Origin of the sequence: Acinetobacter sp. YWS30-1 (assembly GCF_033558715.1) — a bacterium.
GTDB lineage: Bacteria > Pseudomonadota > Gammaproteobacteria > Pseudomonadales > Moraxellaceae > Acinetobacter.
Window position 1 is genome coordinate 2,302,726 of record NZ_CP114606.1, and the last position, 22,706, is coordinate 2,325,431.

The window sequence follows — 22,706 nt, forward strand, 5'->3', positions numbered from 1 at the left end:
CCATCTTGTCGAGGCTTTATCTGTATTTCTGAATGTGCCTCAACCTGGGTTAAGGCACACTCCCCTCATACTTTCTGACTTTATTCGGGTAGTTTAAAGTCAGATACAGATTCACGTAATGCATCGGCCATGTTCGCCAATTCAGATACCGAACGTGCTGTATCGAAGGTTGCACTCGTAGTTTGTGAAGTAATTTCCTGTACGACATTCATCGTGGTCGCAATATGACCTGCAGATGCTGACTGAAGTTTCGCAGCATCGGAAATGTTTGCAATCAGTTTTGCCAGGTTATTCGATACGTTCTGAATCTCATCTAGTGCCACACCGGCATCTTTAGACAAGTTCGCACCACGTACAACTTCGGCTGTGGTTTGTTCCATTGAAATTACGGCTTCGTTGGTATCGGTCTGAATGGTTTTTACCAGGCCTTCAATCTGTTTAGTTGCAGATGCAGAACGTTCCGCAAGACGCTGGACCTCATCCGCTACCACGGCGAAACCACGACCAGCTTCACCCGCCATCGACGCTTGAATCGCTGCGTTCAAAGCCAGGATGTTCGTTTGGTCGGCAATATCGTTAATCAGGGCGACGATGTTACCAATTTCTTGTGAAGATTCACCCAGACGTTTAATACGTTTCGACGTTTCCTGAATCTGTTCACGAATCGTATCCATACCTTCAATTGAACGGTGTACAACGTCTGCACCATTTGCAGCAATTTGTACTGAACGTTCCGCAACGACTGCAGATTCTTCCGCGTTGGCAGATACCTGGTCAATGGACATCGCCATTTCGTTAATCGCAGCAGATGCACCGGCAATTTCTTGTGCCTGGTGTTCAGATGCTTCTGCTAACTGGTTGGTAATGCTTTGAGTTGTCGCTGTATATTGCGCAACTTCTTGAGAAGTTTCGGTAATACGAGATACCAGGTCACGTAATTGGTCGATCGCGAAGTTAATCGAGTCGGCAATCGCACCGGTAAAGTCTTCCGATACTGTTGCATATGAACGTAAGTCACCATCCGCAAGGTCAGCAATCTCGTCCAGTAAACGTAAAATCGCATTCTGGTTACGGTCATATTCTTCCTGAAGACGGGTTACACGTTGTTTATCTGATGCACCACGTAGGGTTAACAGGCGGAATACACACAGCAGGAAGCCGATCAATAACAGAATTAACAAAACCGCTGGAACGATTGTTTTCAGACCAGAGTTACCAGACAGTTTGTTCAGGTTATCGAGCAGGGCATCAGATTGCGAGAAAATTGATGCAGATGCCTGACGTACTTTTACGATTTGCGCAGAGTTTTTCAGGATTGTCGCAGATGCTGATTCAAGTACATCATCATATTCCGCTTTGATGCCTTCTAGAGACTCGCGCAGGTTAGGATCAGTAATACGTTGTACACCCAGTTCAGCAGAACCGTTTAACTGTGCATTTAAGTATGAACCGAAAGTTTCGGTATCGGCACTGAAGTCATCCGCTGATTCACGTGAACCGTCGTTACCGGTCAATACCAAACTGATCGAACGTAAAATACGTTCCGCAATAAATACCTGGTTTTTCGCAATAACCACCTGGTTAGACGGCATGTCTTGACGCGCCATCTGGTCGACCATCAAGTTATATTCGGCCTGAATCCCCGGGATCGCTTCACCAATCGCAATGTTGGTGTCATATAACTGGTTAATGATTTTTTGTTGCGATGCAATCAGGTCAATACTAGAAGACACTTCTGTCCACTGTTTATCTACTGCTTGTAGCGCTTCATTATTGGAGTGAATATTTTTTACAGTCTCAAGGTTTTCAGCAAAAGCTTTTTGAGAATCTGTCAGGTTTTTCATCGCCTCAGGTGTACCAGAAGCCGTTGCTTCAGTCGCCTGACGAGAAATGGTTTGTGAAAGCAGACGTAAATCACCCAGACTTTGTGTCAGCTGGTTGGCACGTGGCACACTGTAGAAAAGATACAATAAAGTGATGGTTGCTGCTAACAGACAGCCGGCTGCACCATAAATAAACGGTTTAGACTTTTCACTATCACCAAATACACGTGACAACTGATCTGTTTGTGATTGAATCTTGGATAAAAAAGTATTGCCACTTTTGCGGCTACCTTCACCTGTATTTTTCTTTTTAAGTTTAAAGCCCATGCAGCCTCTCCCCGATTTACGTCTTTATTACTTTCGTGCGCGACGTTTAATTTATAAATTTTATAGATGCGTTCATAAATTTTGGATTTTGCAACAGACGACTGAATAAGAACACATGCCATTGTTGGTTATGCTGGTGGAAAAATCCCTGACAGTATTCTTGTAAGTTATTATCCAATTCAGTTGTTTTAGAAAAAAAACTTTTCTTATTAAAATGTTGTATACCCAAAACTTGATCAACAACCAAACCGACATATTGGTCATTATGGTGAATACATAATACTTTTTGAGTCGGTGAAAACTGGCTACTCTGTCCTGATACATATTGAGTCAAATCAGAAACTGATAATAACCTTCCCCGAATATTGGCCAACCCTAAAACCCATGATTGAGTATTAGGAACTGGCGTATATTTTGGAGGATAGATCACTTCGGATACTTCCCCCAGCGGGGCAACAAAATATTGCCCCATCATCTCAAAAGCAATGCCTGACCATCGGTTGACTTCATTTTCATTAGAAACGTAGTTTTTATTTCCCCGTTTCGCAATGCGAAGCAATTCGATAAATCCATTTGCTGCCATAGAGCTTATCCTGCGTTGAGGTGGTGCTTAATCACTTCAATCAACTGTTTTTCATCTACCGGTTTTGTAAGATAATCTGCGGCGCCCTGACGTTTACCCCAAACGCGGTCAGTGGCCTGATCTTTGGTACTTACAATCACAATCGGAATATGCTTGGTGGTTGCACCACGTGCAATTTGACGTGTTGCCTGGAAGCCATTCACGCCTGGCATGACCACATCCATCAATACCAGATCTGGCAACTCAGCCTGAGCCATGGTTACCCCATCTGCACCATTGGATGCTTCAATCACCTCAAAGCCATGTTTAGAAAGAATCTCTCTAAAACGGAATGTTTCTGTCGGTGAGTCATCTACGATTAAGATACGCGCCATGCCAATTCCCCTAAAAAATCAATTATTAAGCACTAATATGGTTACGGATTGCGTTAAGCAATTCATCTTTACTGAAAGGTTTAGTCAAGTATTCGTCCGAACCAACAACACGACCTTTGGCCTGATCAAATAAGCCATCTTTACTCGAAAGCATAATCACAGGAATATTCTGATAATTTTGAGAATTTTTAATCAATGCACAAGTTTGATAACCATCTAGACGAGGCATCATGATGTCTACAAATACGATATCCGGATTGGTTTCTGCGATTTTTGACAAAGCTTCAAAACCATCTACCGCAGTCACGACTTCATATCCTTCGCGCTGTAGAAGAGTTTCTGCTGTACGACGAATGGTCTTTGAGTCATCAATGACCATAACTTTTAGATTTTGGAATTTATCGTCCATTTTGACCCTTCCCATTTTAGAAACGATGCGCCATAAGGCTCATAGGATTATTTTATTACGATCGATAAACATTTTTAACACAAATCCACTTGTATTATCAATGAACATTTTCTACACAAGTGTGCATAAATGGCGGATTTTCATTAACCATTTCACATTTTTATTTTGTCATTGCTTTTTTTTTGACTGATGGTAGTTTTTAATTCGTGAATTTGAGTCTAATATAGCATTATTATTACTTTAAAATAAGTAATTTAGTCAACTTTCAATTGGGGAGCCAATGATGAGTCAGTTTTCAGAAAAACTTGCTTTCATTGATAAAAATAAAATGACTGGCCGATTCATATTTGCAGTGACACTTTTTCTTCAGGTCACCATTTCTTATGCCTCAACTAACCAGCCACCAAAAGCCACCTGGTACCGCTATTATGATAATAAAGGTGTGGCCAATATCAGCACTAACGTTACCCCCAACCATATCCGCTATGGATATGAGGCACTTGACCAGAATATGCAGGTCATTAAACGTGCACGTCCTTATAATGTCGATAAAGATATTAAACAGGCGCCGCAACGTGCCCAGCAGGCTCAGCGCATTGCAGAAGACCAGAAACTGAAACGTGCCTATACCAATAGCCATGTTGCTCTACAAAAAAAGAATGAAAGTCTGAGCCAACTTAAAAAACAGATTGCCTTTCAGCAAGAGCAGATGAAACAGTTGCAGCAAGACCGGGTTATGTTTTTACGCCAAGAACGTGAATATTTACGTAAAGGCAATAATCCCCCGGCATCTTTGAAAGCCAACCTTGAAAACAACCAGAAAAACCTGATTTCTCAAAAAGAAAATATTCAATCTTTACAAACTCGCTATCGAAATATGGAAGCGGAATACGACAGAATTATTGCCCGTTTAAAAGCACTTGAATAAACACAAATAACTTGTTGTTGCTTTAAACGACCACAAGTGAAAAGGATTAATATGCCATTTGCACAGCATTTTCATATTTCAAAGACCCCTTCTTCGCGCTCTGTATTGATGGTGAGTGCACTTTGCTTAAGTCTTTTTCTAAGCGGCTGCAATAAAAATGAATCTACACCGCAAGCCGAAAGTCCCAAAACAATTGAACTAATTCTTCAGGATCTGGTAGCTGTAAAAACAGGTACTTCAATCCAGAAATCCGCATTTACCGGCACTATTCGCGCAGTCAACCAAAGCAGTATTCAAGCGCAGGTTTCGGCCACTGCCACCAGTGTTAATGCTCAGGTCGGTGACAATGTAGCTAAAGGTCAGGTACTGGTTCGCTTAAATAATCAGGACAATGCCGCACGTCTGGCTCAGGCCCGTGCCAATCTGGCATCTACCCAGGCACAGGCCAATCAGGCGCGTAACATGATGCAGCGCAAAAAGCGCCTGCTCGACCAAGGCTTTATTTCTAAAGTTGAATATGAGCAAAGTCAGGTTGACTATCAGGCCCAGGTTGAAAATGTCCGCGCACAGCAAGCCAATGTCGATATTGCCGTAAAAGCCGATCGTGATGGCATTATCACCAGCCCGATTAGTGGCGTGATCACCCAGCGTCAGGTTGAGCCCGGTCAAACCGTGGCGATCGGACAAACCCTGTTTGAAATCGTAAATCCAAATCAACTGGAAATTCAGGCCCGTGTCCCGAGTGAGATGCAGTCCAGTCTGCGTTTAGGTAGCAAAATTGAATACCAGATTCAGGGCAATCCAAACACATTTACCGCTGCTATTAGCCGGGTATCTCCAATTGCTGATCAGGCTAGTCGCCAGATTGAATTCTTCGCCAGACCAAATGAAAGTATTCCCTCTTTAAGTATTGGCTCTTTTGTTGAAGGCAATATTCTGAGTTCTCAACAAGTTTCTGGTCAGATTATTCCCCTCGATACCATTCAGGATATCCAGAATAAACCTTATGTCTGGGTTATTCGCCAGAACAAAATTATTAAAGTGAATGTTCAGGTTCTTGAACAGCGCTATAACCAGAATACTGCAGTGATCCAAGGTCTGGAAACAGGTGATCAGGTCAGTCGCATTCCATTTACCGAGGCAGATCTCAACAAGCCAGTGACAGTGCGTTCCAACTAATCAGACAGGATCATTAATATGTGGTTTACCCGAATTAGTGTGAAGTATCCCGTCTTCACTATTATGATGATGTTCTGTTTGATGGTACTTGGACTGGCTTCCTGGCAGCGCATGGGTGTGGAAGAATTTCCGGATGTCGATTTCCCCTTTGTCGTAATTTATACGAATTATCCAGGTGCTTCTCCAGAAACTGTTGAATCGGAAATTACCAAAAAACTCGAAGACCAGATCAATACTATTTCCGGTTTAAAACAGGTGATTTCACAATCCAGTGAAGGCCTGTCGATGATTACGGCCGAATTCAATCTGGAAGTGCCTTCAACCACGGCAGCACAGGATGTCCGTGACAAAATTGCTTCAGTCACCGCTGAATTCCGTGATGAAATTCAGGAGCCAGTCGTCGAGCGTTATGATCCGACTGCCAATGCAATCATGTCGATCGTATTTGAATCTGACAATATGGGCTTAAAAGCACTAAGCTCCTATCTGGATCAGCGCATTGTTCCACAACTACGGACTGTTCCGGGTGTAGGTACAGTCAACCTGCTCGGTGATGCACAGCGCCAGATTCGTATTCAGGTTGAACCACAGAAACTGCAAGCTTTTGGCATTGGCGTGGATAGCGTCATTAATACTCTGAAATCTGAAAATATCGAAGTTCCGGGCGGTACATTAAAATCTGGCAACTCGGAACTGGTGATTGAGATCAATTCCAAAGTCCTGCATCCCCTCGCCTTTGGCGATCTGGTCATTGCCAATAAAAATGGTGCACCGATCTTTCTGAAACAGGTCGCAGAAATTGAAGATAGTCAGGCAGAACTTGAAACTGGTGCATTTCTGGATGGCAAGGCTGCAGTGGCTGTCGACATTCTGCGTAGCTCTGATTCTAATGTTATTGAAGTAGTAGACAGTACCTACAAAACTCTTGAAAGCATTAAAGCCCAATTGCCACAAGGAACCACCTTAAAAGTTGTGGTGGATTCTTCAAAAAGTATCCGCGGCACCATTGGTGATGTTGCGCGTACCATTATTGAGGGTGCGGTTCTTGCTGTGCTGATTGTTCTATTATTTTTAGGTTCTTTCCGCTCAACGGTCATTACTGGCCTCACTTTACCGATTGCATTGCTCGGAACTTTGACCTTTATCTGGGCTTTTGGTTTCAGCATCAATATGATGACCTTATTGGCCCTGTCTTTAAGTATCGGTTTGCTGATTGATGATGCAATTGTAGTACGGGAAAATATCGTACGGCATACCGATATGGGTAAAGACCATGTCACTGCCGCGCTGGACGGCACCAAAGAAATTGGCCTTGCCGTTCTGGCAACAACACTGACCATTGTCGCGGTATTCTTGCCTGTTGCCTTTATGGGCGGAATCATTGGCCGTTTCTTCTATCAGTTCGGTGTAACGGTGAGTACCGCCGTTCTGATTTCCATGTTTGTTAGCTTCACTCTAGATCCAATGCTATCTGCGCATTGGGCAGAAAAGAAAAAAGATCCCAATAAAAAGCCAGGTCGAATTAAACGTTTCTTTAACTGGATTTCAGGCAAATTAGACAATTTAAGTCATGTCTATGAAAAGCTATTGAAACTAGCTTTACGCTTTAGATTCATTACTATTGTAATTGCAGTGGCGTCTTTGTTTGGCGCTCTAGCCCTGTCGAAACTGATTGGTACCGAGTTCGTACCTGTCCCGGATAAGGGTGAAATCCGGATCAAGTTTGAAACTCCAGTCGATGCTTCACTGGAATATTCACAAGCCAAACTGCAGCAGGTCGATAAAATTGTACGTCAGCATCCTGATGTACGTGCAACTTACGGCGTAATTAATGGTGTGACCGATCGCGGTAAAAACCATGTCAGCTTACGTGTCACTGTGACTCCGCGGACTGAACGCGAGAAAAGCTTGAATGATCTCAATAATGAATTCCGTCAACGTTTACAATCTGTGGGCGGCATTACCATTACCTCAGTCGCTTCCGCGGATGAAACCGTATCGGGTGGCCAAAAGCCGATTATGATTTCAATCAAAGGCCCTGATTTGAATGAACTACAGAAGATTTCCGATCGCTTTATGGTCGAGATGGCTAAAATTGATGGCATTGTCGATCTTGAATCCTCACTGAAAGAGCCAAAACCGACCTTAGGTGTACAGATCAATCGCGTTCTGGCCAGTGATCTTGGTTTGTCAGTCAATCAAATTGCCAATGTGGTTCGCCCACTGATTGCCGGCGATGATGTCACCACCTGGCAGGATGAAAAAGGTGAAACTTATGATGTTAACTTACGCCTGACCGAAGACCGACGTACCTTGCCAAGTGATCTGCAAAATATGTATATCACTTCATCTAAAATGGATGGCAATAATCAGCCGATTTTGATCCCGCTTTCTAGCGTTGCTAATTTTGAAGAAAAAATGGGAGCTTCTCAGATTAATCGTCGAGATCTGGCGCGTGAGGTACTGGTTGAAGCAAATACCTCTGGACGCCCTGCAGGTGACATCGGTACCGATATCAGCAGACTTCAGGATAGTTTCGACATGCCGCCGGGTTATAGTTTTGATACCCAAGGTGCCAATGCTGATATGGCAGAATCCGCTGGTTATGCGCTGACTGCGATTACCCTGTCAATTGTATTCATTTATATCGTACTCGGCTCCCAGTTCAACAGCTTTATTCACCCTGCTGCCATTATGGCTTCATTACCCTTGTCATTAATTGGTGTATTCCTGGCGCTATTCCTGTTTAATTCGACCATGAATCTGTTTTCAATTATCGGTATTATTATGCTGATGGGCCTGGTGACCAAAAATGCGATTCTGCTTATCGACTTCATCAAGAAAGCCATGGATCGGGGTGAAGCCCGTTATGATGCGATTCTGAATGCCGGCAAAACCCGTTTACGTCCAATTCTGATGACCACCAGTGCCATGGTCATGGGAATGGTGCCGCTCGCTCTGGGCTTAGGTGAAGGTGGTGAACAAAGTGCACCGATGGCACATGCCGTGATCGGCGGGGTAATTACCTCCACCCTGCTGACATTGGTCGTGGTTCCAGTGATTTTCACTTACCTGGATGACCTTAAGAATTTTATGCTGCGCCAAGCCCGTAAAATCATGGCATAATTTAAACCATCACAATGAGGTGACATTCAAGAATGTTCGCCTCATTTTTTATTGTATAATCTCTGCTTTAACGCTTAATTTTTTAGGACAGTTTCCATGCGCGCGAGTCGCTTTTTATTTGCAACGTTGAGAGAAACCCCGAACGATGCTGAAGTTATTTCACATCAGCTGATGCTTCGTGCCGGTATGATTCGTAAGTTGGCTTCAGGTTTGTACACCTGGCTGCCGATGGGCGTTCGCGTATTAAATAAAGTTGCAGCGATCGTTCGCGAAGAAATGAATAACGCAGGTTCACTCGAAGTCTTGATGCCTGTGACTCAACCAGCTTCTCTTTGGGAAGAATCTGGTCGTTATGTGCAATACGGTCCTGAACTATTACGTTTTAAAGATCGTCATACCAATGACTTTGTGCTTGGCCCAACACATGAAGAAGTGATCACTGATCTGGCACGTAATGAGCTAAAAAGTTACAAACAACTGCCTGCAAACTTCTACCAGGTTCAAACCAAGTTCCGTGACGAAATTCGTCCTCGTTTTGGCGTAATGCGCTCACGTGAATTCATCATGAAAGATGCCTATTCTTTCCATGCGGATCAGGAATCTCTGCAAGAAACTTACGACAAAATGTACGAAGCGTACTGCAAGATCTTTACCCGTTTAGGTCTGGATTTCCGTCCAGTACAAGCGGATACCGGTTCAATTGGTGGCTCAGGTTCACACGAATTCCACGTCTTGGCTTCAAGTGGTGAAGATGATATCGCCTTCTCAACTGAATCTGATTATGCGGCTAACATCGAAATGGCTGAAGCGATTCTGGTGGGCGAACGTGCTGCTCCGGCTCAAGAACTGAAAGTAGTTGATACTCCGAATCAGAAAACCATTGCTGATGTATCCAATTTCCTTGGTACTGATCCTGCGCATTCAGTGAAGGCATTACTGGTTCAAGGCGTTGCAGCTGAAGAAGGTAAAGCAGCTCCTGTCGTTGCCCTGTTCCTTCGTGGTGACCATGAACTGAATGAAATTAAAGCCGAAAAGCATCCAAAAATTGCTGCGCCTTTGGCTTTTGCTACTGAAGCTCAACTTGCTGAACTAGGTTTGACTGCTGGTTTTGTAGGTCCGCAAGGTTTAGTAGAAAAAGGCCTAACAGTAATCGTTGACCGTGCTGCTTCTGTACTGTCTGACTTTGTTGCAGGTGCAAACGAAGCAGACAAGCACGCAACTGGCGTGAACTGGGAACGTGATGCGCAGTTTAGCGAAGTTTATGACCTGCGTAATGTGGTTGAAGGCGATCCTTCTCCAGATGGTAAAGGTACACTTCAAATCAAACGTGGTATCGAAGTAGGTCATATCTTCCAGTTAGGCAAAAAATACTCTGAAGCTTTAGGCTGTAAAGTCTTAGGTGAAGATGGCAAACCATTCACTGTAACGATGGGTTGTTATGGTATCGGTGTGACACGTGTCGTAGCATCTGCAATTGAACAGAATTACGATGAAAAAGGCATCATCTGGCCGGCTGCGATCGCTCCATTTGAAGTGGCAATTGTGCCAATGAATGCGCATAAATCACCTCGCACTTTAGAAGCTGCTGAAAGCTTATATGCAGAACTGCAAGCTGCTGGTTTTGACATACTGCTTGATGACCGTAATGAACGTCCAGGTGTGAAATTCTCTGATCTTGAATTGACTGGTATTCCACATCGCATTGTGATTGGTGAAAAAGGTCTGGATGCAGGTACTTTTGAATATAAAGGTCGCCGTGATGCAGAATCAGTAAATCTTTCGAAAGAAGAACTACTGGCAAAAATTGCGAAATAATATTTTCTAACGAACACAAAAAATCCCGCCTAGAGCGGGATTTTTTATATGTCTGAATTAGCAGAACTTATGTCCGCCAAAGCAGTTTGAGGTCACATTCTGGTTTTGTAGCAGCTTGTCCATTAAGGTTAAAGTTGCAGGAGTACCATCTACATAATTAGTAAATTTACCCACATCAATATTCAATTTACGCACCACCGCGACATTCGCCAGAGACCCTAAAGCCTCGCCCACACTGACATCAATCAAGTTTTCAGGACGTAAAAGAAATTCAGAAATAGCAGTTGCTACCTGAGGTAACACGAATGAAATATCAACTTCATCTGTAGTTTTTAATACACCCAGTTGAATCGGGTCTTTAAAAGATAGCCACCAACCTGGTTTGGCAATATCAGCCGCGTCCGCACCTTGCCAATGCACATTCTGACTCTGTAAAGACAAATAACCGCCTGTACCATTTAATGGAATATTATGGATCATATTCAGAGCTTGGACAAAGGTGATGTCCATATTCAGGTTATCCAGACTTGAACCAGCACCCATTTGAAAGAAAGAATGTGTTCCTAAATTAAGAAATCCAATTAATGGATCAAACTCTACATACAGCTTATCTTTTGAAAAATCTGGTGTACCAATCACATCACTTGGCAAAGTTGAACCCGTTAAAGCCTTTGCTAATGGAATCGAAGCAATAGTAGAACGGATATTACTTACAGTCGCTGACTTTAAGCGTTGCCCAGTCACGACAGTTTCTGGCATAGTAAAGTCTACCCGCATGGAAGGGACTGTAATCCCGGTATGGCCATCAGCACCTGGCTTACTGGTAAAAGTACGTGTTTGTCCTAAAGCCTTTAGATTCCCTGAGATTTTTTCATCATTTGCAATACCAAAGGTTCCCGCTTTTGTAACAGACTCACCAGTGGTTTGCGCCATTTTCATATAACCACTAAAACTTTTGAGGCCATCATTCGGATTTTCGATGTTGTCAGTCCCCATGGTTAAGAGTCCGACAATTTTATCTGCACCTAGACGAAAACCGACCACTTCACGGGTAGAAGCACTTCCACCATTTTTAATTGCAAACTCAACAAAGGGATTACTCACACTGGCACTGGTATTAGCACGGTCACCTGAAAAGACAGGGTTACCCTTATCATCAAGACTGGTATTTAAGCCACTCAATGCCAAGTTAGAAATATCAATATCACAGCCATTAGTATTCCCAATACTGTTATTCGTTCCACCACAACCGAGCTGCAAAGTTTTGATATTAATGTTCAGTTCCATTAAAGCTTCAATACTTAGCTTATGGAAGTTAATCCCTTGTGATGAATCATAAGCATTTTCCAAATTTAATAAGGCCTGTGCATCAACTGCCGATAAAGCCTCATCGTCTAAGGCTGTCATTGCCATCGCCTGTTGACTAAGGCCCATTAAAGTGACAATCAAGCTATTCAATATTATTTTTTTCATGAAATCATCCCTTATTTCAGCGCGGTGTAATGCCAAGCGTACTGCGCATGGTTCCGCCTGTGAGTGCAATTGTTGCTATATTCTGCATATTGCCATTTGTGGTCATGGCCATGTTGGTTCTAAACGGCTCGATAATCTTCTGATCTTTATTAAATTTAATTTGATTATCTAAAGTAACAGTATCTTCACTCACGCCTATTTTGGTGATTAATCCTAAATTCCCTTCCATACGATTAAAGTTAATCGCAGAAGTATGAACTGCACCTGTGCTATCTACATCTTCATTAATCAGACTAAAATAACTACCAAGATTATTAACATCACCTTTTTCTGTAGAAGTTAATGTTCGGAACTTAAAGTTTGCATCCAACGATAAATAATTTTCGCCTGCTACATCCAGTCCCGGAATAATCATTAACTCACCACTACCATCAAGCATCATGGCAATTGTTGTTAATACATCATCGCGTTTAGAAAAGTTGTCATCAGGAACAAACTGATCACATTTATTGCCTGATACACAGTTATATTTAGATCCCGGTAATTGGCCAATTGCCACTTCAGCTTTAGCTGCGATCAGCAATTTATCAGCTTTTACATAGATGCCTTCATCTTCATAACCAATCACCCCTTTGGATTCAATAAAGGCATCAATATTTCGAAGGCCAGCATAATAGTTTCGCGCATGGCCATTCTCTACACCACCATCAATTAAAAGAATTGAAGTTGTACTTGGTGCTCCAGTTTTGGCATCCTTTCCATAACCTTCAGTTGATGCCATCACGTTATAGGCAATACCATTCTTGTCACCGTCATATTTTGTACCCGACAAAGCAACATTGGCATTCAGGTTGTAAATTGGAATACCAATTCCCCAAGAACCACTATTCCCGGAAATAATACCAGTATCATTAGAAATAAAATTTGCTTTGGCTGCAATCGACTGGAAATCCATACCCCGTATGGCGATTAGTGCAAAATCCTGATTAGCAGACGTACTGCTTAAAGTTTGCTGCAAAATCGGATTACTTTGTCTAAGTGTTGACTTAATATTGTCATTAACTAAAAATTCTAGGCTCTGCGCCTGAATTGTATTGATATAAATATCGCCAAAATCGATATATGCATTATTTTTTCCAGTTAATGAACGTAATTCATTAAACTGAACTGCATAGCTTCCTTTACCCGTATGACCAATTTCCAAAGTCGTTGGTTTTAAACCCTGTGCTGCTGCCACTTCCTGATTGGTAAAATCAGCTGATAAACCAAGATGCAAGCCGCCTTCACCTGCGTTATAGCTTGAAACACTGCGATCTTGTCGCGTCAGCACACCACCAACTTTATTACTTATATCAAAAGAGTTCAGTTTTGACTGATCAGCACCTAACGACAAACGTGCATTACTCACTGCACCCGAAATACCATAGCGCATGATATTTTTTAAATCGCCATCTCCATTCTGATAGCGTAAATCAAAGTTTAATCCAGCTGTTTGCGCACCAGTTGTTCCTACAGCCACTGGTTTTAAATTAATTAGATGGTCTTGTGTGCCACTTTTACTGGCGAGTACGACGCCTTGTATCGGGTCTATATACATATAGCCCGTACCAGCGAAGTTAAAATTAAAGTTATCTAGAACTAAGCTATTTGTACCTAAAGTATGTTTGATCGTGGCATCTTGCAAATTGAAATCGATAGTAGCTGTTTCATTCTTATTGAATAAACCTGCTGTCGTATGAAGCACCATTTTAAATGGACTATCAATCGCAAGACCTAATTTGCCCAAATTTTGATTGTTTTCGACACAGCTTGTTCCAACACAATCCTTACTCACAAGTTTAAAATCTGCATTGGCACTAAAGGGAGCTACGCTTGCTTCTAGACGGATCCCTGCACCAGCATCGGTCGCACCGACATCAAACTTAAGCTGGCTTAAAATCGCATTTTGATCTTTGCCTAAGATTTCTACTTTATGCAATCCCAGTCCCATCTTGGTATTTACATCAGCATTCGGGTCATACCAATTGAGCTGTTCAACTTCTACTTTTGATACCTCGTGTGTAATCGTAATACCGTCTTGACCAGTGATATGACCCAATTCTTGTTCTTCAATCAGCTCTAGTGCATAACTATGCTGTGCTAAACAGACACATGCCGTTAATAATTTAATTTGTGATTTTATTTTTTTCATTCTTTCATCCCTATACTGCATCCATGCAGTTAGCAACGGCTTTGTGCACTCCCAGCTGAGCAGTTAAAGCCAAATATTTTTAAGTTTCCTGACATGTGCATGTTGCCGTGCATATTGAGACCCATAAACCCCTTCTCACGCCCCCGGTCAAATTCCGGAACATCTGCTGAGGCAGTGGTATATGTACCGTCCGCTTTATAAACACGATTGGTGAAGGTCGTATACCTCTCTGAATTGGCATAGCCTTCTTTATCGCCCTCACCGGTTCCGGTTTCAATAGCCAAAGTATTAAAACCCAAGTTTCTGATTTTTAAAGGTTTATCATCATAAAAAGTGATTTTCATGGCTGTTTGAGGATCGCCTGCCACATTAGTAATTGTAGTGCCATCGATAGAAAACTTATCAATTTGCAGGGTGCCTTGTATGCCTTTAAATACCAGCCATTTTTTATTGCCTTGAGCATCAACATGATTGTTCGGAGAAATAGCCAAGCGACAAAACAAGGTGTTAATTCCACAATCTGTTGTTGGCTTGTAATACACCTCTAACTTATTAGCGACCGTTTCAGAAATTTGAGATTTCGTTAAATCAGTAGCGTATTGATGGTTGAGTGACAAGGTCCAGCTTAAATCTGCTCCGCCTTGACCCGTTTCCGCTGTCATTTGCTGCGGATCAAGACTGACCAAGCCGGCTTGTGTCGCAAAAGAAATCCCAAGAACTGTAGCAAGCATTAACTTTTTCAACATTGCCCTATTCCTTTATAGACCTGTAGTTTTTATTTTTAGATGTTGAATCAACACACCATCAATCACTGCTGAACCAAAATTCCTCATTGAGTTATCAGTAGCCCCCCTAAATACCACACCAGTAGCATTATTATCATCTTTTGCCTTCAGCATATTAGTATTGGCAATACGTTCAACAGAACCAATGGCGATACTACTGTGAGTTGCATCGCGTCCTTGATACAAGGCAATGCTATCTGAAGCTTGAGCTTTAATTTCAGTACCACACGTATATACATTACATGTAGAGCCTAAAAGTGCTTCTGATCCTAAAAAACCACCTTTTCCATCTGGATAACGCTGATAAATCCGGTTGTAAATATCTGGAATTTTAGGAATACGTGTCACTTCCAAAATAATATTATTTCCTTCCGAACCCACAACAAAAGGCTGATACATACTTCCTAGTACCAAATTGATATTCGGGCTATATAAATACAATCCCTCGGTATCATGAAATATAGGAGCTGCAGAGCCATTTAAAGCAGGAGTCGGACCATCTCCATCAAGATTATTCTCTTTTGCTGCACTACTAATACGAATCCCTTTACTGTTCAAATTGTTTGAATCACTGGTCAAAGTAGAGGGATCATCATTAGTATTGAGTCGGATCAGACTCGCCAGGCCCAAGGTTTGACTATATGCAAGATCAGGCGATGTAAGGGTTTGAAATAATCGGACTTGCGAACCGTTCATGCTCAAGCCATTAGCAATAAACTGTGCACGAAAACGTTCAGAAATATCTAAGCCTGAAGTAGGTGCTCCAGTAGCATAATCTACGGTATTACTTGAATTTAAAGAACGTGAGAAAATATCAGTCCAGAAACCAAGCTTAATATTATTATCTGCTTCATTTGCAGCAACTGTTGCAAGAGGTGCTTCTAAAGCTAGATAGCCCACTTCTTTTCCCGTATCCGTAAACTGTTTTACTGTTTCGGCTCCGGCATGAAATAACCAAGGATTGCTGGCTGTTCCCCAATTAAACCCCTGATTGCTATAGCGGCTACTGAGTGAGTTATCACTTTTTGATAAAGCTAAACCATAGATAAATACATCAGCCTTCGTACGAAGCGTACTGACTGAGGCACCCATTGCAGCTTCTTTGGCCGCCGTTGTTGCGCTCGCTTTAACCGCCTGCTCCATAGCGGTCACTGCATTTTTTGCCTGAATCAGTGCATATTTATCTGCTTCAATTGCTAGTTTTTCTTGAGTCCTGTTTTCAACAATCGTTATTACCCCAGGATCGATCAAATTACTTCGGGATCCTACAGCCTGAGTCCATTTATTATTAAGAGAAACGGATGCCCGATTCCCCCATAATAATTCAATCATTTCATAAGTATTGGCTAAAGCATATTCAGCCGACTTATTCTTTAGACCAAGAGTAGATTCCAATGACCCTGGTTTGGTTATTGTTCCATCATTACTTAGAGATAAAGGCCAAAGGTTACCATCATAATAATCTTGATAACGCTGATCATAATATTGCTTCATTAAAGCGGAATTACGATATTCTTCCACAATACCATTACGTGCATTAGCACCAATTTCATTACGGATTGCGGTTAAAGTCGTATTATAGTTTTGAGTTTTATAGGTACTGACACTATTGTCATAAGTCGTTTGATAAAGATTGGCATTTGCACTAATACCATTTAAATAGCTACTCGCATACACTCGATCATAGACTTTATTATAGGCACGCTCACCTAATTGAGCATAGTTTTCTCCAGTCGGAATAATACGAATAAAGCCAGTGTCTGCCTGACCTGGATTGGCAATACCTCGTGCATAGCTTGAACCACTGGAAGCATCATTCGGTGCCTGAAAAACTATTTTAAAGTCATCAAGTACCAGGGCAACACCTTCACCGGTAGTATCAGAAAGAGAAGAATCAGTTAATTCCTGCATTGCATGTGCAGATGGCAATAATCCTAAACCGATCATCATTGCCAAAAAGCTTTTACGAAATTGAAATTTAGCTTTTATTTGAGCCATCTCGACCTATCCTTCTTATCTGATGCTCCGCATCTTTATCCTTCAGCTTCCCAGCCTTCAATTTTTGATTTTTATGATGCTTGGCACATCTTTTTTATATATTCATTCTTCATTATGCTTATTTTTAGCAGGATTACCAAAGCCAAAAGACCAAAAACCCCGAGTTTCCGATGAATGAAACAGCAAAAAAAATAAGCGAGGCATTAGCCTCGCTTATTCAATGCTTTAAAACTATTAAGCTTTAGGCAAAGTAACGCCTGTCTGCCCTTGGTATTTACCACCACGATCTTTATAGGAGGTTTCACAAACTTCGTCTGATTCGAAGAACAGCATTTGAGCCACACCCTCACCCGCATAAATACGTGCAGGCAGGTTAGTTGTATTTGAAAACTCCAGCGTGACATGACCTTCCCACTCAGGTTCAAGTGGAGTCACATTCACGATAATGCCGCAACGTGCATAAGTCGATTTACCCAAGCAAACGGTCAGTACATTTCGTGGAATACGGAAGTATTCTACTGTACGCGCTAAAGCAAATGAGTTGGGTGGAATGATACAAACATCCGATTCAATATCGATAAAGCTTTTTTCGTCAAAGTTTTTCGGATCGACAATTGCAGAGTGAACATTGGTGAATACTTTAAACTCACGCGCACATCGCACGTCATAGCCATAGCTTGAAACACCATAAGAAATCAGCTTTTGACCATTTTCATCCAGACGAATCTGGTTTTCTGCATACGGTTCAATCATGCCGTGTTTTTCGCTCATTTCGCGAATCCAACGATCAGACTTAATTGCCATTGATATAATCCAAAAATCTTAAAAATAAGTAATTGCGACGTACTTTAACTGAAATTGACACTAATGAAAATAAGCGAAATTCTGACAGCTAAATTTCAGGAAATTTAGCTGCTTTTTCAGGTTTAAAGACTGAGGAGTGCTGAATAGGATAAAGGTACAGAAAAGCTCATTAAAATAATGGAAGCGGTCTTTTGTAAGTTCTTTTGATTCAGCCAGCGATTGTTTTTTCTGGCCAATAAGCTACCTAAAAAGGTCCAAAAAAATGCGATAGGAATAAGTAATGCCAAGAATGCCAGCATATAAGTCACATAATATTGACTGCTTTTCCACACCATGACCGGGAAAATAGCCGAAGCAAATAATAATGCCTTAGGATTCAGCAAAGTCGCCAAAAATAGTTCCCGTGCCCGAATCGAAATACATTGAAAATTTTCACCAAGTTCTGCGGTACGCCATAATTTTAAAGCTAAAAATAGAATATAAGCAGCACTACAGAGTTTGAGAATATGAGGTAATTCCGGTAAATAGACCGAGATTTTACCAATCAAAAAGCCCCAGAATGTAATTGCGATGAGATAGCCGAAAGCTTCTGCAGGAATAAGGCGAAAAGTTTTTCTAAATCCAACTTGAATACCTGACGATGCCAATAAAGTATTGGTTGGGCCCGGTGTTAATAGAATGGCTGCCACTAAACCAATAAATAACCATGAAATCATAGTTTGACCTCGCTCTTAGGTATTAAGCATAAAATAATCCGGTCAAATCTGCAAAAAAATAATTGTAAGAGAACATATTAAAAAAAATTATATTTTATTTTTTTTATTTATTTTCATATAATTATATAAAAATAAAAGAAAATTTTATTTCAGTCAATTTTGTCAATTTATAAAGCTATTAGCTCATCATAAAATTGCTATAAAAGTAGAAGTTTCAATAGAGTATTCGGACTTAAAATTCCTGAAATACTAGTCTCTATACCATGAAAGAAAAATTATCCAAAACCTTGAAATCATTATTTCTGGTAACCTTTGATTGAATTTTAACTAACTAAAAATCCCTGCTCTTGCGTATAAACTTTGGGCACTTCTATAGAAAGATTTGATGATGGGAGCAACTTTTACCTAACTCCTAATGATTAAATTTCCACTCTCCATTTAAGATGTCTATCTTGCTCAATTTGTTCAACATATTGATAAAGCAAAATTTCGAAAAAAATGTTATTAAAGGTATTCAGACAAAATAATTGCTGTTAAATTGTACAAGGACAACAATTGATAATTCACATTTTTTAACATCCAGACGGTTTAGTATATTGTTGTTTTAATTATATTTTAAGAACTACAGAATAATATCAGGAGTCATATATGAATAAATGGATCAAACTTTCAGTCATGAGCTTAGCGTTATCAGGCGTAGTTGCCTGCTCGAATGATAATGCACAAAATAAATCAGATAATCAGGCTGCATCTGGCGAGAGCGTAGCTGCAGATAAACTGCAAACCCGATTTGTCAATATTGCGACAGGCGGTGCCTCAGGCCCTTATAATGTCATCGGAACAGGATTGGCTGAAATCTATAACAAGACCTACGGCGTAAGTTCCAAAACCCAGACCACAGGGGCTTCTGTCGAAAATCTAAATTTATTAAAACAGAACAAAGTTGAAATGGCCTTTGTCATGAGCGACAGCTTAACTGAAGCAATTAATGGTCAAGGCAGTTTTAGTTCTAAAATTGACAACGTGCAGCAGATCGCTGCGCTTTATCCAAACTATGTACAGATTGTCACTTCAAAACGTTCTGGTATCAAAAATATTGAAGATCTCAAAGGCAAACGTATTGCAGTGGGCGCCCAGAATTCAGGTGTAGAAGTGAATGCCCGTACTCTATTGAACGGTTTTGGTATCACTTATAAGGATGTCAAAGTAGATTACTTAGGTTATGCCGAAGCAGCTGATGCCTTGAAAGGCGGTAAACTGGATGCAGCCTTCCTGACCAGTGGTCTTCCAAACTCTTCACTGATGGAGCTGCAACAGGGCTTTGATCTACAACTGGTGAGTATTAATCCAGATAAAGTGAAAGCGATTGCCAAAGATCAGGCGTATTTCCTGCCAATGACCATTCCTAAAGGGACCTATGGCAATGCTGAAGATATTCCTACAGCTGCGATCATGAATGCGCTGGTGGTTCGTTCTGATCTCTCTACAGATGATGTATATAAGCTAACCAAGACGTTCTTCTCCAGCTTGGATCAACTCGCCAATTCACATCAGGCTGCTAAAGAAATCACTTTAGAAGGTGCACAAAAAGGTCTGGTTGCTCAACTGCATCCGGGCGCGCAAAAATTCTATGATGAGAATAAAGCGAACTGATGAAATGGATACAAGGTGCAGCGATTGCTGCACTTTTTAGTTTGGCTGCTTTTTTTATTACCTATGTTTGGATGACATTTCCGTATATTTTTGTGGAAGTGAAAGAGCAAAATTTTCAGTGCAAAATTGACCAGAAATCTTTTCAGCTCAGCTGGATGCATTCGGTAGAAAGAACACAGTGGAAAGAACGTTATCTTCTAGACAAGGACCATTTCATTCTGACAGATACTCAGTTCATTTCATTTGGTGCGGGTACACCTGATCAAGGTACTATTACTCGACAGGATGATGGCAACATCCATATGCAAATCAACCGAGAGATGAAAGAACTCAACTGGGTCATTTCACGCAGAATGCAGGGACAAATTGAGAGTGCTGATCGGATCTGGAATATTTATCAGGATTTTCCCGACTACAGCACGGTACAACTTTCTATAAGAAAAGACAGCCTATGGAAAAAAAGAGGTTTAAATGATTGCCTATGAATCCACAAGAAACAAGAAATGTGACCGAAGCACTGGATGATCAACAGCAACAAGAATTATTAGAAAAATTTGACCGTGAATCTGTCACTCGCAATCCGATCAACAAATCGGTTCGCTGGTTTATTGCTGCCTTGGCAATATCCTATTCGTTATTTCATCTTTATATTACTTTTAATCCCTTACCCGAACTGATTCAACGTGCAGCCCATGTATCCATTGGTCTGGCGCTGATTTTCTTGTTGTATCCAGCACGTCAGGCCAGTAGCCGGCAAAAGGTAGCATGGACGGACTGGATTTGGGTGATCGCCTCTTTTGCTTCTTTCTTTTATTTATTTAAAGAGTATCAAGCGATTATGACCACTCGGGGAGGCATTCCCAATACGCTGGACATTGTCTTCTCGATTATGACAGTAGTATTGGTGGTTGAGGCTGCTCGAAGGGTAATGGGCTGGATGTTGCCGATCTTAGGACTGATTTTCTTAAGCTATCCATTTGTCAGTCATTTTGAATGGATGCCGGATCGCTTGCTCACTCGCCCCTATACATTCAGTGATATTTTCGGACAAATGTATCTGAAGACTGAAGGTTTATATTCTTCAGCCATTGGTGCTTCAGTCACCTTTATTTTCCTGTTTATCCTGTTTGGTGCCTTTCTGGCGAAATCAGGAATGGGAAAATTATTTAATGATCTCGCCATGGCACTTGCGGGACATAAGCAAGGTGGACCAGCCAAGGTCGCGGTGATTTCCAGCGGTTTTATGGGCAGTATCAACGGGACGGCGGTTGCCAATGTCGTAGGAACAGGTTCATTTACCATTCCTTTAATGAAGAAAATTGGCTATCACAAAAACTTTGCCGGTGCAGTGGAAGCCAGTGCTTCTGTCGGCGGGCAGATCTTGCCGCCAGTAATGGGTGCCAGTGCCTTCATCATGGCAGAAACCACGGGTGTCAGTTATGGCACGATTGCCTTAGCTGCGGTATTACCTGCCCTGCTGTATTATCTCGGTGTGATGGCACAAGTCCATTTCAGAGCTGGTCGGGATCATCTGAAAGGCGTTCCCAAAGCTGACCTACCACGAGTCAAAGAAGTCCTGAAAGAACGAGGACATTTATTATTTCCAATCGTTGCTTTGGTATTCTTTTTATTCCAGTCGATTCCAGTGAGTTATGCCGCTGTTTATACAATTTTGTTGACCATTGTGGTGGCAGCATTCAGAAAATCTACCCGTATGGGACCTAAGGAAATTCTGGAGGCTTTAGCTGATGGCGCCAAGCAGTCACTTTCAGTGATGGCGGCCTGTGCGGTCGTCGGGATCATTATTGGTGTGGTGAGTTTGACTAGCTTTGGTTCTGTCATGACTTCTTCAATCATGAGTATTGGTGCTGGCAGTCTGTTCCTCACCCTGTTCTTCACCATGATTGCATCGATGATTCTGGGCATGGGTCTACCATCGATTCCTGCCTATATCATTACCGCGACGATGGCAGCACCTGCTTTGGCCAACTTTGATATTCCAATCCTAGTCGCGCATATGTTTGTGTTTTATTTTGGCCTGTTTGCCAATATTACCCCACCAGTTGCCTTAGCCGCCTTTGCTGGTGCCGGGATTGCAGGTGGTGACCCAATGCGGACTGGATTCCTGGCCTTGCGCCTATCCCTAGCCGGATTTATTGTGCCCTTCCTGTTTGTCTATAACCCGGCGATGCTGATGATTGATACAACAGATATTGCCGTGAATGCCAAAGAATTTGCCTTACCGGCATGGAATGTCATTTTAAGCATTACCGTAACATCCATTGTCGGCATTCTGGCACTTGGCGCTGCAGTAGAAGGCTACTTTAAAACCGCGATGAATTGGTTCTGGCGCATCTTCCTAGGGGTTGGCGCTCTCATGATGATTGTGCCTGAGACCATGACCGATATTATCGGCACCATCATGGTGATTATTGCAATTGGCTTTAATATCATTCAGGCAAGAAAAGAAAATACAGCTACGACTAAAACCTCATAAAAAAAAGAGAGCTTAAGCTCTCTTT

17 protein-coding genes are annotated in these 22,706 nt (G+C 41.8%); 7 read left to right on the forward strand and 10 right to left on the reverse strand.

The window, feature by feature from the left end:
- Positions 1-80: 80 nt before the first annotated feature.
- The 4 genes from O4M77_RS10870 to pilG are packed head-to-tail and all read right to left on the reverse strand — an operon-like array spanning position 81 to position 3,516.
- Positions 81-2,150: a methyl-accepting chemotaxis protein gene (locus O4M77_RS10870; RefSeq protein ID WP_166137678.1), complete on the reverse strand. Its 2,070-nt coding sequence runs from the start codon at positions 2,148-2,150 to the stop codon at positions 81-83.
- Positions 2,151-2,196: 46 nt separating this feature from the next.
- Positions 2,197-2,733, reverse strand: coding sequence for a chemotaxis protein CheW (locus tag O4M77_RS10875; RefSeq protein WP_159123371.1), 537 nt, complete (start codon positions 2,731-2,733; stop codon positions 2,197-2,199).
- 5 nt (positions 2,734-2,738) lie between these two features.
- Positions 2,739-3,107, reverse strand: a complete 369-nt coding sequence (locus O4M77_RS10880) for a response regulator (RefSeq protein WP_004784985.1) — start codon at positions 3,105-3,107, stop codon at positions 2,739-2,741.
- A 25-nt stretch (positions 3,108-3,132) separates the two neighbouring features.
- Positions 3,133-3,516: a twitching motility response regulator PilG gene (gene pilG, locus O4M77_RS10885; RefSeq protein ID WP_180011986.1), complete on the reverse strand. Its 384-nt coding sequence runs from the start codon at positions 3,514-3,516 to the stop codon at positions 3,133-3,135.
- 283 nt (positions 3,517-3,799) lie between these two features.
- Here pilG and O4M77_RS10890 point away from each other — a divergent pair, with 283 nt between their 5' ends.
- From O4M77_RS10890 to O4M77_RS10905, 4 genes are all read left to right on the forward strand, one after another.
- A complete protein-coding gene (locus O4M77_RS10890; protein ID WP_159123370.1) occupies positions 3,800-4,444 on the forward strand; it encodes a hypothetical protein in 645 nt (214 codons plus the stop codon).
- 51 nt (positions 4,445-4,495) lie between these two features.
- On the forward strand, positions 4,496-5,623 hold the full coding sequence (locus tag O4M77_RS10895; protein WP_166139290.1) for an efflux RND transporter periplasmic adaptor subunit: 1,128 nt from the start codon (positions 4,496-4,498) through the stop codon (positions 5,621-5,623).
- Positions 5,624-5,641: 18 nt separating this feature from the next.
- Positions 5,642-8,749, forward strand: a complete 3,108-nt coding sequence (locus tag O4M77_RS10900) for an efflux RND transporter permease subunit (protein WP_166139293.1) — start codon at positions 5,642-5,644, stop codon at positions 8,747-8,749.
- 96 nt (positions 8,750-8,845) lie between these two features.
- Positions 8,846-10,564, forward strand: a complete 1,719-nt coding sequence (locus O4M77_RS10905) for a proline--tRNA ligase (RefSeq protein WP_166139295.1) — start codon at positions 8,846-8,848, stop codon at positions 10,562-10,564.
- A gap of 57 nt (positions 10,565-10,621) precedes the next feature.
- Here O4M77_RS10905 and O4M77_RS10910 read toward each other — a convergent pair whose 3' ends face one another.
- The 6 genes from O4M77_RS10910 to O4M77_RS10935 form a co-directional block, all read right to left on the reverse strand.
- Positions 10,622-12,037, reverse strand: a complete 1,416-nt coding sequence (locus O4M77_RS10910; RefSeq protein ID WP_166139297.1) for a hypothetical protein — start codon at positions 12,035-12,037, stop codon at positions 10,622-10,624.
- Positions 12,038-12,053: 16 nt separating this feature from the next.
- Positions 12,054-14,228 (reverse strand): DUF6160 family protein, encoded by a 2,175-nt coding sequence (locus O4M77_RS10915; RefSeq protein WP_159123365.1) that lies wholly within the window; start codon positions 14,226-14,228, stop codon positions 12,054-12,056.
- Positions 14,229-14,257: 29 nt separating this feature from the next.
- Complete coding sequence (locus O4M77_RS10920) at positions 14,258-14,974, reverse strand: hypothetical protein (RefSeq protein ID WP_166139299.1); 717 nt, start codon at positions 14,972-14,974, stop codon at positions 14,258-14,260.
- Between the two features lie 12 nt (positions 14,975-14,986).
- Positions 14,987-17,011: a hypothetical protein gene (locus O4M77_RS10925; protein ID WP_323713463.1), complete on the reverse strand. Its 2,025-nt coding sequence runs from the start codon at positions 17,009-17,011 to the stop codon at positions 14,987-14,989.
- 234 nt (positions 17,012-17,245) lie between these two features.
- Complete coding sequence (gene dcd / locus O4M77_RS10930) at positions 17,246-17,815, reverse strand: dCTP deaminase (RefSeq protein WP_004785008.1); 570 nt, start codon at positions 17,813-17,815, stop codon at positions 17,246-17,248.
- Between the two features lie 122 nt (positions 17,816-17,937).
- Positions 17,938-18,531 (reverse strand): LysE family translocator, encoded by a 594-nt coding sequence (locus O4M77_RS10935; protein WP_166139304.1) that lies wholly within the window; start codon positions 18,529-18,531, stop codon positions 17,938-17,940.
- Between the two features lie 648 nt (positions 18,532-19,179).
- Between O4M77_RS10935 and O4M77_RS10940 the strand changes: the two genes are divergently transcribed.
- Genes O4M77_RS10940 through O4M77_RS10950 form a run of 3 tightly spaced genes read left to right on the forward strand, consistent with a single transcriptional unit; the run spans position 19,180 to position 22,681 of the window.
- The gene (locus O4M77_RS10940; protein ID WP_159124389.1) at positions 19,180-20,184 is read left to right on the forward strand and encodes a TAXI family TRAP transporter solute-binding subunit; all 1,005 of its coding nucleotides are present in this window, start codon (positions 19,180-19,182) and stop codon (positions 20,182-20,184) included.
- On the forward strand, positions 20,184-20,669 hold the full coding sequence (locus tag O4M77_RS10945) for a DUF1850 domain-containing protein (RefSeq protein WP_166139306.1): 486 nt from the start codon (positions 20,184-20,186) through the stop codon (positions 20,667-20,669). The genes O4M77_RS10940 and O4M77_RS10945 overlap by 1 nt, the downstream gene beginning before the upstream one ends.
- Entirely contained in the window at positions 20,666-22,681 is a 2,016-nt protein-coding gene (locus O4M77_RS10950) for a TRAP transporter permease (RefSeq protein WP_166139308.1), read from the forward strand. The genes O4M77_RS10945 and O4M77_RS10950 overlap by 4 nt, the downstream gene beginning before the upstream one ends.
- Positions 22,682-22,706: the final 25 nt, after the last annotated feature.

What these genes read in the sequence shown, in the direction of transcription:
- O4M77_RS10875 (WP_159123371.1), bottom strand. Translation starts at nt 2,733, where the DNA reads ATGGCAGCAAATGGATTTATCGAATTGCTTCGCATTGCGAAACGGGGA.
- dcd (WP_004785008.1), bottom strand. Translation starts at nt 17,815, where the DNA reads ATGGCAATTAAGTCTGATCGTTGGATTCGCGAAATGAGCGAAAAACAC.
- O4M77_RS10940 (WP_159124389.1), top strand. Translation starts at nt 19,180, where the DNA reads ATGAATAAATGGATCAAACTTTCAGTCATGAGCTTAGCGTTATCAGGC.
- O4M77_RS10945 (WP_166139306.1), top strand. Translation starts at nt 20,184, where the DNA reads ATGAAATGGATACAAGGTGCAGCGATTGCTGCACTTTTTAGTTTGGCT.
- O4M77_RS10910 (WP_166139297.1), bottom strand. Translation starts at nt 12,037, where the DNA reads ATGAAAAAAATAATATTGAATAGCTTGATTGTCACTTTAATGGGCCTT.
- O4M77_RS10870 (WP_166137678.1), bottom strand. Translation starts at nt 2,150, where the DNA reads ATGGGCTTTAAACTTAAAAAGAAAAATACAGGTGAAGGTAGCCGCAAA.
- O4M77_RS10925 (WP_323713463.1), bottom strand. Translation starts at nt 17,011, where the DNA reads ATGGCTCAAATAAAAGCTAAATTTCAATTTCGTAAAAGCTTTTTGGCA.
- O4M77_RS10900 (WP_166139293.1), top strand. Translation starts at nt 5,642, where the DNA reads ATGTGGTTTACCCGAATTAGTGTGAAGTATCCCGTCTTCACTATTATG.
- O4M77_RS10890 (WP_159123370.1), top strand. Translation starts at nt 3,800, where the DNA reads ATGAGTCAGTTTTCAGAAAAACTTGCTTTCATTGATAAAAATAAAATG.
- pilG (WP_180011986.1), bottom strand. Translation starts at nt 3,516, where the DNA reads ATGGACGATAAATTCCAAAATCTAAAAGTTATGGTCATTGATGACTCA.
- O4M77_RS10905 (WP_166139295.1), top strand. Translation starts at nt 8,846, where the DNA reads ATGCGCGCGAGTCGCTTTTTATTTGCAACGTTGAGAGAAACCCCGAAC.
- O4M77_RS10920 (WP_166139299.1), bottom strand. Translation starts at nt 14,974, where the DNA reads ATGTTGAAAAAGTTAATGCTTGCTACAGTTCTTGGGATTTCTTTTGCG.
- O4M77_RS10880 (WP_004784985.1), bottom strand. Translation starts at nt 3,107, where the DNA reads ATGGCGCGTATCTTAATCGTAGATGACTCACCGACAGAAACATTCCGT.
- O4M77_RS10915 (WP_159123365.1), bottom strand. Translation starts at nt 14,228, where the DNA reads ATGAAAAAAATAAAATCACAAATTAAATTATTAACGGCATGTGTCTGT.
- O4M77_RS10950 (WP_166139308.1), top strand. Translation starts at nt 20,666, where the DNA reads ATGAATCCACAAGAAACAAGAAATGTGACCGAAGCACTGGATGATCAA.
- O4M77_RS10935 (WP_166139304.1), bottom strand. Translation starts at nt 18,531, where the DNA reads ATGATTTCATGGTTATTTATTGGTTTAGTGGCAGCCATTCTATTAACA.
- O4M77_RS10895 (WP_166139290.1), top strand. Translation starts at nt 4,496, where the DNA reads ATGCCATTTGCACAGCATTTTCATATTTCAAAGACCCCTTCTTCGCGC.